The organism is Nocardioides sp. PD653-B2, assembly GCF_002117935.1.
GTDB lineage: Bacteria > Actinomycetota > Actinomycetes > Propionibacteriales > Nocardioidaceae > Nocardioides.
This window is the reverse complement of the sequence record NZ_BDJE01000036.1, coordinates 50,351-63,375: the sequence shown is the minus strand read 5'-3', so window position 1 is coordinate 63,375 and position 13,025 is coordinate 50,351. Positions and strand designations below refer to the sequence as shown.

Sequence of the window (13,025 nt, the reverse complement as noted above, 5' to 3'; positions counted from 1 at the left end):
GACCGTCCGCGCCGGTTCGTTCAGGAAGAGTGCAGGTTGTGGGCGCGATCCTCACGGCGTGTTCGAATCGGTCCCCTTCATCGCCGGCTCCCCGGTCGGCGACGACGGCTCGGCCGACGTCGAGCCCGGTCCTGGCTGGGTGATCCGGGTCTGGCTCGTCGTGGCGGCGTTCGCGGTCGTCACCGGCTGGCGCTCCGTGACCGTGGGGATCCCGGTGCGCGACCCCGGTGGGGAGGTCCTTCGCAGCCGGGTGGCCATCACCGTGGGGATCTTCGTCGTCCTGGCACTGCTCGACGCCGTACGGCGGACGCCGCGCGGCCGGCGCCGCAGCCACGACGTCCTGACGACGCTGCGACGCCGCTGGCCGGGGCGTCGCCTCGCCCTGGCCGCCGGTGGGCTGCTGGCCTACCACCTCGTCTACTTCAGCTACCACAACCTGAAGAGCTGGGACGTCTTGAACGCACCGCGCGACGACCTGCTCACCCGGGTCGACCGGGCGCTGTTCCTGGGCCACTCGCCCGCGGTGCTGCTGCACTCGCTGCTGGGCGAGCACGTGAGCGCGTACGTGCTGATGCTCGTGTACGAGTCGTTCCCGACCCTGGTGTCCGTCTCGTTCGTCGCCGCCGTCGTCCTGGGCGACCGGCTCCGTGACGGCTACGTGTTCCTCGCGTCGATGATCTGGGTGTGGATCCTCGGAGTGGGGAGCTACTACCTGGTGCCGTCCCTCGGGCCGTTCGACGACGTGCCGCAGGACTTCGCGGGCCTGCCGCGCACGATCGTGACCGACACCCAGGCGACGTACCTCGCCCAGCGCGCGCACCTGCTCGCCGACCCGGCCGCGCACGACGCCTTCGCCCAGGTGTCGGCGTTCGCGAGCCTGCACGTCGGCGTCACCACCGTGATCGTCCTGATGCTGGCCTACTACCGGCGCCGGACGGCCGCCGCGGTGCTGGCGGCGTACCTCGCGCTCACCGTGGTCGCGACGGTCTACCTCGGCTGGCACTTCGTCGTGGACGACATCGCCGGCCTGGCGATCGGTCTGGTCGCGGTGCTCCTGGGCCTGCTCACGATCTACCCGGGCTCGACGGTCAGGTTGATGGCAGGCCGGACGCGTGAGCATGATGCAGGTCGCGCCGGCACCTCCCCCGGGCCGGCGCGATCCTCGGAGCCCGCGGAGGAGGGTCCATGATCATCGGTGTCTGTGAGGACGACCCCGCGATCCGCCGGCTGCTGGCGGAGGCGCTGCGGTTCGCCGGGCACGAGACCGTCATGGCCCACGACGGCGGTGAGGCGCTGCGACGGTTCGGGACGGACAGCGGGGTCGACGTCCTGGTCATCGACATCGGCCTGCCCGACTCCGACGGACGCGACGTGTGCCAGGCGCTGCGCTCCGCCGGGCAGAACGCCCCGGTCCTCTTCCTGACGGCACTCGGCGCCGTGCACGACCGGCTGGCCGGTTTCGGTGCCGGTGGTGACGACTACGTCGCGAAACCGTTCGAGCTCAAGGAGCTCATCGCCCGCCTCGAGGCGCTCGGCCGGCGCGGCCGGCCGCCGCTCGCGACGACATCGGGCCTCGACCTCGACCCGGCCCGGCACGCCGTCCGCACGTCGACGGGAGAGGCCCTGCTGACGCCGACGGAGTTCCGGATGCTGGCCGCGATCACGTCGCGCCCCGACGAGGTCGTGCGCCGGCGTAGCGTGGTCGCCGCAGGCTGGCCGGAAGGAGCCGTCGTGGCCGAGAACACCGTGGACTCGTTCATGCGCCGGATCCGGACCAAGCTGGAGTCGATCGACTCGCCGGTCTCGATCGAGACCGTGCGCGGGGTCGGGTTCCGCATCCGGTGAGACGGCCCCGACTCCCGCGCTCCTTCCGTCAGCAGATCGTCGTGCTGACGGCCAGCGTGACCGCCTTCGCGATGCTGCTCCTCACGCTCGTCGTCCAGCTCGTGCTCGCCCACGTCACCACGAACGACCTGGACCGGGTCCTCGAGGACCGTGCGGACGCCGTGGTCAGCTCTGCCGCCGCCGGGCCGACGGGCGAGGTCGACGTCCCGGCCTCTCGGCTGGATGCCGGCGTCGCCGTGTACGACGACCAGGGGATGCTCGTGGCCGGCAGCGTCCCGGACGGCCTGGAGGGGATCTACCAGGAGCTCAGCACGACCGGCACGACCACGGTGCGCAACGCGGGTGACCACGCTCGGGTCCAGGCGCGACCGTTCACCACGGGTGACGGCGCGTCGGGTGTCGTGATCGTCGCCGAGCGGCTGGAGCCCTACGAGGAGGCCGAGCACCTGGCCCTGATCGTAAGCCTGGTGACGGGGATCCTCGCGACCCTGGCCGCCGCCGCGATCGCGGCCTGGACGACCCACCGGGCGCTGCGGCCGGTGGCCGAGATGGCGGCGACCGCCACGGAGTGGAGCGAGCACGACCTGGCGCGGCGCTTCGGTCTGGGCCCGCCGGACAACGAGATCACCGCCCTCGCCGCGACGCTCGACCAGCTCCTGGACAAGGTGTCGTCGGCGATCCGGTCCGAGCAGCGGCTGACGTCGGAGCTGGCGCACGAGCTGCGCACCCCCCTCACCACGATCCAGGGCATGGCGGACCTGGTGCTCCTGCGGGACGTGCTGCCGCCGGAGGCCGCCCAGGACGTCGAGGAGATCTCGGCCGCGAGCCAGCGGATGGCCGTCACGATCACGGCGCTGCTCGACCTGGCGCGCAACGAGGCCACGGTGCTGGCGGCGTCCCGCAGCTCGCTGAGCAAGGTCATCGCGGACGTCACCAGTGCCATCGACGCCGGCGACGTCGTGCTGAGCGTCGACACGGCCGAGGCGCGCCTCGACCTGCCCGACGCCCTCGCGGTCCGCGCGATCAGTCCGGTGGTCGAGAACGCCGTCCGGTTCGCCGCCGGCCAGGTGACGATCACCAGCCGGGTGCGCGACGCGGGGTCGGTCGAGATCCTCGTCGACGACGACGGGCCCGGCCTCGACGCGAGCCAGTCCGAGGCGATCTTCGCCCCCGGCACGACATCGGCGACCGGCATCGGCTCGGGTCTCGGCCTCGCCATCGCGCGGCGGATCGCCCGGACCGTGGGCGGCGACGTGACGGTGGAGACCGGTGCGCCCACGACGAGGTTCGTGATCCGGCTGCCGCAGGGCTGACCCGGGGCCGGGCCGGCGACGTCATCGACGGGGGAGTGGCAGACCGAAGGCCCTCGCCATGTCGGGCGCCGTGGCGGCCCGCCGCAGGAGGCGGACCCGGAGGACCTGCTCGTAGAGCCGGGCCAGGCTGTAGTGCGTGAGCGGGCTGCGGACGATGTGCCGGTGCTGGCTCGGGTGGAGGACGATCGTGAGGACCAGGTTGCGTTGGGAGCGGTCGTCCTCGTCCGCCGTGATCACGACCGCCAGGTGGCCCGAGGCGAAGTCGGGCCCGTCGAGGACGGCGCCCACCTGGTCGCGCAGCCAGGCGTCGGCATCGGCCAGGTCGCAGTCCGCGTCGTGGGCGTCGTGGCAGAGGTCGGGCACCACGAGCCCGGCGTTCGGCAGGTGGCCCGCCGCGACGTCGTCGGCGAGCCGAGCCAGGCCGACGTCGTGCCGGCGACACGACCTGCGCTCGTCGGCGAAGTACGCCCACGGGTTGTGCTTGACCGCGTAGCGGTCGCCACCGGAAGCCGGCGAGCAGCGCCGGGGCATCCCCTCGGCGTACACCCCCGCGGTCTTGCCGGCACCGATCGCCTGCCCGAACACCGAGTGTCCGTGGATCTCGTGGCTCGCCGGGGACGCGTCGTCGGTGACACCGAAGGTGCTGCCGCCCGCGATGGCCAGGTAGTTGGGCAACGACGGGTGGGTGACGGCCCGGTAGCGCGTCGCGAAGCCGTACTGGCGAGCGAGCGCGAAGGTGTGCGGCATCTGTCGCCGCATCTCGTCCCGCGAGTGGTTCTCCACCACGAAGACCAGGAGCTTGGTCACCCGCGCGGCGTGGGCCGGGCGGATGGCGGTGGTGCCGGCGGCCCGCGGTTCGACCGGAGTCGGGGCCTGACAGGCCGTCAGCACCAGCACGGTGAGCACGAGCCTGATGGTCGTACGGCGAGCGAACACGGGAGCTCCTCGGGGCGGGACAGGTGACGACCTGTCCCTCGGACAGGACGGCGTGCTCCCATCCTGGACCGGTCCACGCGTGGTGTTCGAGCGATGCCCGTCCCGGTCAGGCAGCTAGCAGGTTCGGCCGCCCACCATCGGGCCCATGAGTCATTCGAACAGCGGGCCGCGCGTCCGGCCCGCAGCCACCGCCCACCACGACGACACCGGGCTTCCTCGGCGACGAGCGATGCTCAACAAGGTCCCCGAGGTCGTGCTGTTGTTCTGGGTCGTCAAGATCCTGTCCACCACCGTGGGTGAGACCGCCGCGGACTTCCTCGCCGACAACGTCGGTCTCGGTCTGACGGTCACCTCGCTCATCATGGCCGCGCTGCTCGCGGTGGTGCTGGTCGTCCAGTTCCGGACCCGTCGCTACGTGCCCGTCGCCTACTGGCTCGCGGTCGTCCTGATCAGCGTCGTCGGCACGTTGATCTCCGACAACCTCGTCGACAACCTCGGGGTGAGTCTCTGGACGACCACCATCGTCTTCGGGGCCTGCCTGGCCGCGACCTTCGCCGCGTGGTACCGCTCGGAGCGCACTCTCTCGATCCACACGATCGTGACGAGTCGCCGCGAGGCGTTCTACTGGCTCGCCATCCTGTTCACCTTCGCCCTCGGGACCAGTGCCGGCGACCTGGTGTCCGAAGAGCTCGGGCTCGGCTACCTCACCGCCCTGGTGATCTTCGGCGCCCTGATCGGGCTGGTCTCGCTCGCCTTCTGGAAGGGCGGCCTGAACGCGGTCCTCGCCTTCTGGACCGCCTACGTCCTGACCCGGCCCTTCGGTGCGTCGCTCGGCGACCTGCTCACCGCGGCCCCCGGGGACGGCGGTCTCGGACTCGGGACCAACGGCACCAGCGCGGTCTTCCTCGTCGTCATCATCGGTGCGGTCGCCTGGTTCACCATCCAGGACCGTCGCGGGCGCCGCCACGAGACCGACTCGGAGACCGACCCGGAGACCTGGGCTGCCTGACCTCCCGGTCGGCCCCGGTCGATGCGCCGGGGACCTGGGCAGTCAGGTTCGTAGCAGGTCCGACGACCCATGCTCGACACCCGCCGTCACCGCCTGAAGGAGCATGAATGTTCGACTCGATCAACGGCATTCCCGTCCACCCCCTCGTCGTCCACGCGATCGTGGTGCTGCTCCCGCTCGCCACCCTCGGCACGATCGCCATCGCCGTCCGGCCGAGCTGGCGGGGTCCGTCCGGTCCGCTCGTGGTCGCCGCCGCCCTCGTGGCCACCGTGCTGTGTCCCATCGCCACCTCCAGCGGCGAGGATCTCGAGAAGCGGGTCGGGAACCCCGGCGAGCACGCCGAGCTCGGCGACACCCTCGTCTGGTTCGCCCTGGCCCTGCTGATCACGTCGGCGGCCCTCGTCTGGCTCGAGCGACGCCACGGGCGCTCGGAGGAGACCGGGCGGCCGATGGTCCTGAGCATCGTGGCGGTCCTCGCCGTCGTCATCGGCCTGGCGTCGGTGGTCCAGGTCTACCGGGTCGGCGACTCGGGGGCTCGCGCGGCGTGGGGTGACGGCAGCACGTCCAGCCCGGGTGATTGAGGACCCCACCGCGAGGAAACCCGGCTGCAGCCCGGCCCGTGACCAGTAGCGTCATGGTCGTGCCCGACCCGATCTTCGACGACCCGCGGCTCGCGCAGATCTACGACCCGGGCGACCCCGACCGCAGTGATCTCGCGGCGTACGACGCGGTCGTCGACGAGCTCGGTGCCCGCAGCGTGCTGGACGTCGGGTGCGGGACCGGGACGTTCGCCACGCTGCTCGCCGCGCGGGGGATCGACGTGGTCGGGGTCGACCCGGCGGGCGCATCGCTCGACATCGCCCGGACGAAGCCCGGTGCCGACCGGGTCCGCTGGGTCCACGGCGACGCGACGACGTTGCCGCCGGTCCGGGTCGACCTCGCCACGATGACCGGCAACGTCGCGCAGGTCTTCGTCACCGAGGACGAGTGGCGCGCGACGCTGGCCGGCGTCCGGGCGGCTCTGCGCCCCGACGGACACCTCGTGTTCGAGACCCGCGTGCCGGGGCGGCGGGCCTGGGAGGCGTGGGTCCCCGAGGCGACCCGCTCCCGGGGGGAGTTCGAGGGCGTCGGGGTGGTGGACGCGTGGTGCGAGCTCGTCGCCGTCGCCGAGCCGCTGGTGACCTTCCGGTGGACCTACGTCTTCGAGGCGGACGGGGCGGTGCTGACCTCGGAGTCGACGCTCCGGTTCCGCGAGCGCGACGAGGTCGAGCGGTCGCTGGTCGAGGCGGGCTACGAGGTGGTCGACGTCCGCGACGCGCCCGACCGCCCGGGGCTCGAGCACGTGTTCATCGCGCGAGTGCCTCGATGAGCGGGCGCACGCCTATCCTGACCCGGTGGCGCCGACCCTGACCTCGATCCACCGCTTCCCGGTCAAGTCCTGCCGAGGGGAGTCCGTGCCGGAGCTGCTCGTCGAGCCCTGGGGACTGGCCGGTGACCGCCGGTGGATGCTGGTCGACGAGGACGGGGCGGTCATCACCGCCCGCGAGGTCAACCGGATGGTGCTGATCGATCCGACGATCATCCCCGGGGGTCTGGCCGTGACGGCACCGGACCTGCCGGCGCTCACCGTGGCGACGCCGGACCCGGAGACGCAGACGCCTGTCCACCTGTGGTCGTCGCACCTCACCGCGGCGCCGGCCGGTGCGGAGGCCGACGTGTGGTTCAGCAAGGCGATGGGGCGTACGGCGCGTCTCGTCCACCTCGACGACCCGACCCGGCGTCCGACCAGCCCCGGGTTCGGCGAGCCCGGCGACCGGGTGTCCTTCGCCGACGGCTACCCGATGCTGCTGGCGACGGAGGAGTCCCTGGCCGCGCTCAACGACGTCGTCGTCGAGACCTCGCAGGGCGCCCACGAGCCGTTGCCGATGACGCGCTTCCGGCCCAACCTCGTCGTCGCCGGTGGCGAGGCGTGGGCCGAGGACGACTGGCGGCGGGTCCGCGTCGGCGACGCGACCTTCCGCGCGGTCAAGGGCTGCGCCCGCTGCGTGATGACCACGATCGACCCGGACACCGCGCTGCGCGGCAAGGAGCCGATCGCCGCGCTGGCCCGGGTCCGGCGGTGGGACGGCAAGACCTGGTTCGGGATCAACCTGGTGCCGGACACCGCCGGCGTCACGATCCGGGTCGGCGACGAGGTCGAGGTGCTCGAGTCCGTGCCGCCCGGCGGCGGACCGGTCCGACCGGCCGCCTGACTCAGGCCGCGTTGCGGCGGGCGCGGCGCTCCCGGACGGTCGTCACGGCGCTCTTGATCCGGCGCTGGTTCTCGGGCTTGCGGGCCTCGTCGTACAGCTTCTTGGCGATGCCGATGTAGGCCGCGGTGCGCATGATCCTCATGGTCCGGCGGTACCCGTCCGCGCACGCTCCATTCGGTTCAGGACGCGACGATGTCCTGGCGCACCCCGTCGTCGCGCGCGGCGACCCGGGCCCGGTTCTCCTCGCGCCGGTCGACGAACTTCGTGGCCTGGGCGTCGAGTGCCTCCAGGAACGCCGCCAGCTCCTCGCGCGCCTGCTCGCCCTCGGGCCCGAAGTCGGTGCGGTCGAGGACGTCCCAGTGCCGCAGCACGGGCATGATCACGTCGTCGTGGTGGAGCCGCAGGTCGTAGATGCCCGCCTTGGCGATGATCATGGAGTTGCGCCGGAAGCCCGCCATCGTGGCGCCCGGCATCTCGAACCCGATCACCTCGTCGGCGATCGCGCGCATCGTCGCGTCCGGCGCGATGTCCAGCGCCGCCGACACGATGTTGCGGTAGAAGACCATGTGCAGGTTCTCGTCCTTGGAGATCCGGGCGAGCAGCTTGTCGGCGATCGGGTCGCCGGTGACCTTGCCGGTGTTGCGGTGCGACACCCGGGTCGCGAGCTCCTGGAAGGACACGTAGGTGACCGCCTCGAGCGCGGTCTTGTCGCCGGAGTCGTAGCCCGAGGTCATGTAGTCCATCCGGGCCCGCTCGAGCTCGACCGGGTCGACCCCGCGGGTGACGACGAGGTAGTCGCGCAGCGCGATGCCGTGCCGGTTCTCCTCCGCCGTCCAGCGGCCCACCCACGTGCCCCAGGCGCCGTCACGGCCGAAGCGGGTCGCGATCTCGCGGTGGTAGGACGGCAGGTTGTCCTCGGTGAGCAGGTTCGTGAACATCGCGGCCTTCGCCGTCTCGGACAGCTCCGACTGCTCGGGTGCCCAGTCCTCGCCGCCGAGGAAGGCGAAGTCGCGGCCCTTGCTCCACGGGATGTAGTCGTGGGGGTGCCATTCCTGGGCGAGCGAGAGATGGCGGTCGAGGTTCTCGGCCACGACGGGCTCGAGGTCCTCGAGCAGGTTGGTCGGCGTGCTGGTCATCGTCGCTCCCTCGGTCGCGCTGGCCTCCGGGACCGAGGCTACCGGCACCCGGGCCCGCCCGGCTCACCGCCTAGAATCGCGGCGGAAAGGGGATCCATGACCGCCAAGCTCCTGCCCGGTGTCCGCGCTCTCGACACGATGTTCAGGGCCAGCCCGGGCTTCTCGATCGCGCGGATGAGCGCCGAGCAGCTCGCGAAGGTCCAGGCGACGGTCATTCCCGACACCGGCCCCGCCGCGCTCGTCCTCGGTCGCCTGCAGAAGGGCGTCGGGGTGCGGACCACGTCGTACGCCGCCCCGCACGGCGAGGTCCCGCTGCGGATCTACACCCCGGAGTCCTGGTCGCGCACCCCCCGGCCCCTCGTCGTCAACTTCCACGGCGGCGGCTTCGCCCTGGGCAGCGCCCGTCAGTGCGACTGGAGCTGCAGCGTCGTCGCCAAGGATCTCGACGCGGTCGTGGTCTCCGTCGACTACCGGCTCGCGCCCACGCACCGGTTCCCCGCGGCGGTCGAGGACAGCTACGGCGGCCTGGTCTGGGCCGTGGAGCATGCCGCTGAGCTCGGGGGCGATCCCGGCCGGGTCGGCGTGATGGGCGACAGCGCGGGTGGCAACCTCGCCGCGGTCGTCGCGATCGCGGCCCGCGACGACGGCGGTCCCGCGATCGGCCACCAGGCCCTGATCTACCCGGCCGTCGACTTCACCGAGCAGATCCGCGACACCGCGTCCTACCAGGCCAACACCCGCGGCATCGTGCTCTCCAACGCCGACCTGGACGTCTTCTACCAGCACTACGTGACCGAGGACGTCGACCCGTTCGACTGGCGGCTGTCGCCGTTGCACGCCCCCGACCTGTCCGGGCTGCCGCCGGCGGTCGTGGTCGTCGCGGGCCTCGACCCGCTCCACGACATCGGGGTGCAGTACGCCCAGGCGCTCGCCGACGCCGGCAACGACGTGACCGTGGAGGACTTCCACGTGATGCCGCACGGCTTCGTGAGCTTCCCCTACTTCAGCAAGGGCGCCCGGCCGGCGATGCACGCGATCGTGGCGTCCCAACGGGCCGCGCTGCTCTGAGCCTCAGTGGCGTCGGCGTGACCGGAGCAGGACCATCCGCTCGGGGTAGAGCAGCGGCGCCTGCACGCCGACCTCGGCGAGGGTCCGGCCCGACAGGGTGAGCCCGCCCGCCCACCAGGGGAGCGGGGACAGGCTCGGTCCGGGGGTCCGGTCGCCGGGCGGCAGGGGGCGCACGTCGTACGACGCGTCGGGCAGCAGGCCCGGGAGCCGCACCGGCCCGGGCGGCGACTGCACGCTCGTCGCGAGCTGCACGACCGCGTGCACGGCCTGGCTGCCGTCGGCCGCGACCACGCCGTGCACCCACACAGCCGGGTCGGGGTGGTCGGCGCGCACGACGGTGCCGGTGTGGAGCAGCTCGCGCAGCGACCGGTGTGCCTCGATCCACCGGGCGAGCAGGGCCAGGTCGGCCTCGCCCGCCTGCGCGAGGTCCCACTCGACGCCGAGGTGACCGAAGAACGCCGTCCCGGCTCGGAAGTCGAGCGGGTGGGTGCGTCCGGTCGTGTGCGAGGTGGGCGACCCGACGTGCGAGCCGATCAGCTCGGGCGGCAGCAGCACGCCGGTCCAGCGCTGGATCTGCTGACGCTCGAGGGGGTCGATGCAGTCGCTCGCCCACACCCGGTCGGTGTGCTCCAGCACGCCCAGGTCGACGCGGCCGCCGCCGGAGGAGCAGGACTCGATCTCCAGGCCGGGATGGGCGGCGCGCAGGTCGTCCATCAGGCGGTACGTCGCCAGCGTCTGCTCGTGCACGCCGGCGCGGTGATGGGCGTTGCCCGGGTCGACGAGGTCGCGGTTGTGGTCCCACTTGAGGTAGGCGATGTCGTACTCCGAGAGCACGCTGTCGAGGCGCTCGCGGATGTGGGCGTACGCCGCGGGGTTGCCCAGGTCGAGGACCTGCTGGTGCCGCGCCAGCGGCGGCATCCGGTCCCCGGCGTGCAGGATCCAGTCGGGGTGCTCACGGGCGAGGTCGGAGTCGGGGTTGACCATCTCGGGCTCGACCCAGAGCCCGAACTCCATGCCGAGCCCGCGGACGTGGTCGACCAGCGGGTGCAGGCCGTCCGGCCACTTCGCCGGGTCGACGTACCAGTCCCCGAGACCCGCGCGGTCGTCGTTGCGCCCCCGGAACCAGCCGTCGTCGAGCACGAACCGCTCGATCCCCACGGCGGCGGCTCGGTCGGCGAGCTCGCGGAGGCGGGGCAGGTCGTGCTGGAAGTAGACCGCCTCCCAGGTGTTGAGCGTGACCGGCCGCGGCCTGCTGGGGTGGTGGGCGCGGGCCCGCAGGTGGGAGTGGAACCGGGCCGACAGCTCGTCGATGCCGTCGCCGTGGGCGGCGTACAGCCAGGGCGACGCGTAGCTCTCGCCCCGGTCCAGCCGGACCTCGCCGCTGAGCAGGATCTCGCCGCCGCCGAGGTGACGGGTGCCCTCGGGCATCGCCTCGCCGAAGACCTGGTGGTTGCCGCTCCAGCCGACGTGGACCCCCCAGACCTGGCCGCTGCGGAAGCCGAATCCGGGCTCGCCGGCCAGGTAGAGGAGGCTGGCGTCCGCGCCGGTGCGGCCGCGGCGGTTCTCGCGCAGGTGGGTGCCGTGCGTGAAGTCGTGTCGTTGCGGGGTGCGCTCGCGCAGGTGCCGGCCCGTCAGGTCGAGCAGCTCGCGGGCCGTCGATGGCACCGGCAGCGTGGTCACCAGCCCCTCGACATCGAGGACCTCCGGGTCGGGGTTCGTCACCACGGCCCGCTGGCGCACCACCCCCGAGGGGTGCAGCTCGAGCTCGACGGCGAGGTCGACCCGGGCGGCGTCGTCGGTCGCGAGCACCGTGAGCCGCTGGACGCCGGCATCGTCGCTGAGCTGGGCGCGCCGCACCGCGAAGGAGGTCGAGAAGTCCCGGCCCTGCCGGTGGGCGCGGAGCCCCGGCGTGCCGGGCCAGCCGACGCTCGCCTCCGGCACGATGCTGAGCGGCACCGGGTCGTCGACGACGTTGGTCGCCAGCGACTGGAGCTGCCCGTGGGCCAGCGCGGTGAGCTCGGCCTCGCCGAGATCGCCGAGATCGCGGCCCCAGTGCAGCACCCGGGGCAGTCGCTCGCCGCGGCAGTCGACGACGAGGCTGGTGCCGCGGGCGCGCAGGTGGATCAGGGAGTCGACCATGGCCCACGTCTACCAGCCCCGGGGCGAGCCCGCCACGACCTTCTTCTCAGACCTTCACCGCGGCCCGGCGCAGGTGCGCGGGCACCGTCGCGAGCGCGAGGACGGCGAGCAGGGCGGCGCCGGCGAACACGTAGAAGCCCCACGGGTAGGCGATCCCGGCCGTGACGAGGGCGCCGGTGATCGAGGGGCCCACGATCGCGCCGACCCGGCCGATGCCGGCCGCCAGCCCGAGCGCCGTACCCCGGATCTCCGGCGGGTAGAGGTGGCCGACGAACGCGTAGACGAGCACCTGGGCGCTGAAGACGAAGATGCCGGTGAGGAGGACGGCGGCGTAGACGAGGACCTCGTTCTGCATCTTGATGCTGAGCAGCGCCAGGAAGAGCGCGGCCAGCCCGAACCACACCAGGACCGTCGGCTTGTTGCCGCGCGCGTCGGAGACGGTGCCGGCGACGACCAGCCCGATCACGGCGCCGAGGTTGAGGAGCAGCAGCAGGCCGGTGCCGGCCTTGATCGAGTAGCCGGCGTCGCCCATCATCTTCGGCAGCCAGGTGTTGAGGCCGTAGACGAGCAGCAGGCCCATGAACGACGCGACCCAGAGGCCGAGGCTGACCCGGAGGTAGCCGCCCGTGAGCACGTCGGTCATCCGGCCCGTGGGCTTCTCCTGGCGCACCTCGAGGAACGTCTCCGACTCGGGGAGCCTGGCCCACATGAACGGCAGCACCAGCAGGCCGGCCACGCCGCCGACCACGAACATCGCCTGCCAGCCCCAGGCGTCGATCACCCAGAGCGCGAGGAGCGCGGTGATCACCGCACCGACGTGGTAGCCGGTCATCACCCGGGTCATCGCCGTGCCGTTGCGGTGGGCGGGTGAGTACTCCGACATGAAGGTCAGGGCGATCGGCAGGCACGCGCCGAGGCCGAGCCCGGCGAGGAGTCGCAGGATGACGAAGGTCTCGACGTTCGGGGCGAACGCGACCGCGATGGTGAGCACGGAGAACCACGCGATGCAGGAGATGAGCGTGACCCGGCGGCCGAGTCGGTCGGTGACCGGACCGATCAGCACCGCGCCGATGCCCACGCCCACGAGGCCCATGGTCGAGGCTGTCGTGAGCGAGGCGTCGGTGAAGCCGAGGTCCCCGGACTTGCTGATCGTCGGGATCACGGCCCCGATCACGACCAGGTCGAAGCCGTCGAGCGCGACGGCGAGCCAGCAGAGGACGACCGGCCAGAGGCCGTCGGCGGACGGCGTACGGCGCGCGACCGAGGTGGAGCGGGTGGAGACGGACATCGGTGTTCCTTCCCGAGAGGACTCCCGATCCTGTGCCCG

13 protein-coding genes are annotated in these 13,025 nt (G+C 72.4%); 8 read left to right on the top strand and 5 right to left on the bottom strand.

Features of this window, described 5'->3' with window-relative positions; all coding sequences use genetic code 11:
• The first annotated feature begins 58 nt into the window (after positions 1–58).
• The 3 genes from PD653B2_RS16025 to PD653B2_RS16015 are packed head-to-tail and all read left to right on the top strand — an operon-like array spanning position 59 to position 3,158.
• Positions 59–1,189, top strand: coding sequence for a phosphatase PAP2 family protein (locus PD653B2_RS16025; RefSeq protein WP_242665308.1), 1,131 nt, complete (start codon positions 59–61; stop codon positions 1,187–1,189).
• Positions 1,186–1,845 carry a response regulator transcription factor gene (locus PD653B2_RS16020; RefSeq protein ID WP_085873391.1) on the top strand — a complete coding sequence of 220 codons (660 nt, stop codon included), beginning with the start codon at positions 1,186–1,188 and terminating at the stop codon, positions 1,843–1,845. The genes PD653B2_RS16025 and PD653B2_RS16020 overlap by 4 nt, the downstream gene beginning before the upstream one ends.
• Positions 1,846–1,886: 41 nt before the next feature.
• Positions 1,887–3,158, top strand: coding sequence for a sensor histidine kinase (locus tag PD653B2_RS16015; RefSeq protein ID WP_133059045.1), 1,272 nt, complete (start codon positions 1,887–1,889; stop codon positions 3,156–3,158).
• Positions 3,159–3,179: 21 nt separating this feature from the next.
• Here the strand turns inward: PD653B2_RS16015 and PD653B2_RS16010 are convergent, their stop codons facing one another.
• Complete coding sequence (locus PD653B2_RS16010) at positions 3,180–4,094, bottom strand: alkaline phosphatase family protein (RefSeq protein ID WP_242665307.1); 915 nt, start codon at positions 4,092–4,094, stop codon at positions 3,180–3,182.
• A gap of 145 nt (positions 4,095–4,239) precedes the next feature.
• Here PD653B2_RS16010 and PD653B2_RS16005 point away from each other — a divergent pair, with 145 nt between their 5' ends.
• From PD653B2_RS16005 to PD653B2_RS15990, 4 genes are all read left to right on the top strand, one after another.
• A complete protein-coding gene (locus PD653B2_RS16005) occupies positions 4,240–5,103 on the top strand; it encodes a hypothetical protein (RefSeq protein ID WP_242665306.1) in 864 nt (287 codons plus the stop codon).
• A gap of 107 nt (positions 5,104–5,210) precedes the next feature.
• The gene (locus PD653B2_RS16000) at positions 5,211–5,684 is read left to right on the top strand and encodes a DUF2231 domain-containing protein (RefSeq protein ID WP_085873388.1); all 474 of its coding nucleotides are present in this window, start codon (positions 5,211–5,213) and stop codon (positions 5,682–5,684) included.
• Positions 5,685–5,743: 59 nt separating this feature from the next.
• Positions 5,744–6,472 carry a class I SAM-dependent methyltransferase gene (locus PD653B2_RS15995; protein ID WP_207559457.1) on the top strand — a complete coding sequence of 243 codons (729 nt, stop codon included), beginning with the start codon at positions 5,744–5,746 and terminating at the stop codon, positions 6,470–6,472.
• Between the two features lie 25 nt (positions 6,473–6,497).
• A complete protein-coding gene (locus PD653B2_RS15990) occupies positions 6,498–7,355 on the top strand; it encodes an MOSC domain-containing protein (RefSeq protein WP_085873386.1) in 858 nt (285 codons plus the stop codon).
• Between the two features lies 1 nt (position 7,356).
• Here PD653B2_RS15990 and PD653B2_RS25070 read toward each other — a convergent pair whose 3' ends face one another.
• Positions 7,357–7,497, bottom strand: coding sequence for a hypothetical protein (locus PD653B2_RS25070; RefSeq protein ID WP_165763502.1), 141 nt, complete (start codon positions 7,495–7,497; stop codon positions 7,357–7,359).
• A gap of 37 nt (positions 7,498–7,534) precedes the next feature.
• Positions 7,535–8,491 (bottom strand): acyl-ACP desaturase, encoded by a 957-nt coding sequence (locus PD653B2_RS15985; protein WP_085873457.1) that lies wholly within the window; start codon positions 8,489–8,491, stop codon positions 7,535–7,537.
• A 96-nt stretch (positions 8,492–8,587) separates the two neighbouring features.
• Here PD653B2_RS15985 and PD653B2_RS15980 point away from each other — a divergent pair, with 96 nt between their 5' ends.
• Positions 8,588–9,559, top strand: a complete 972-nt coding sequence (locus PD653B2_RS15980) for an alpha/beta hydrolase (protein ID WP_165763501.1) — start codon at positions 8,588–8,590, stop codon at positions 9,557–9,559.
• Between the two features lie 3 nt (positions 9,560–9,562).
• Here PD653B2_RS15980 and PD653B2_RS15975 read toward each other — a convergent pair whose 3' ends face one another.
• On the bottom strand, positions 9,563–11,698 hold the full coding sequence (locus tag PD653B2_RS15975) for an alpha-galactosidase (RefSeq protein WP_085873385.1): 2,136 nt from the start codon (positions 11,696–11,698) through the stop codon (positions 9,563–9,565).
• 46 nt (positions 11,699–11,744) lie between these two features.
• Positions 11,745–12,986 (bottom strand): MFS transporter, encoded by a 1,242-nt coding sequence (locus tag PD653B2_RS15970; RefSeq protein ID WP_085873384.1) that lies wholly within the window; start codon positions 12,984–12,986, stop codon positions 11,745–11,747.
• Positions 12,987–13,025 lie beyond the last annotated feature (39 nt).

What these genes read in the sequence shown, in the direction of transcription:
- PD653B2_RS16020 (WP_085873391.1), top strand. Translation starts at nt 1,186, where the DNA reads ATGATCATCGGTGTCTGTGAGGACGACCCCGCGATCCGCCGGCTGCTG.
- PD653B2_RS16005 (WP_242665306.1), top strand. Translation starts at nt 4,240, where the DNA reads ATGAGTCATTCGAACAGCGGGCCGCGCGTCCGGCCCGCAGCCACCGCC.
- PD653B2_RS16000 (WP_085873388.1), top strand. Translation starts at nt 5,211, where the DNA reads ATGTTCGACTCGATCAACGGCATTCCCGTCCACCCCCTCGTCGTCCAC.
- PD653B2_RS25070 (WP_165763502.1), bottom strand. Translation starts at nt 7,497, where the DNA reads ATGAGGATCATGCGCACCGCGGCCTACATCGGCATCGCCAAGAAGCTG.
- PD653B2_RS15985 (WP_085873457.1), bottom strand. Translation starts at nt 8,491, where the DNA reads ATGACCAGCACGCCGACCAACCTGCTCGAGGACCTCGAGCCCGTCGTG.
- PD653B2_RS15980 (WP_165763501.1), top strand. Translation starts at nt 8,588, where the DNA reads ATGACCGCCAAGCTCCTGCCCGGTGTCCGCGCTCTCGACACGATGTTC.
- PD653B2_RS15975 (WP_085873385.1), bottom strand. Translation starts at nt 11,698, where the DNA reads ATGGTCGACTCCCTGATCCACCTGCGCGCCCGCGGCACCAGCCTCGTC.
- PD653B2_RS15970 (WP_085873384.1), bottom strand. Translation starts at nt 12,986, where the DNA reads ATGTCCGTCTCCACCCGCTCCACCTCGGTCGCGCGCCGTACGCCGTCC.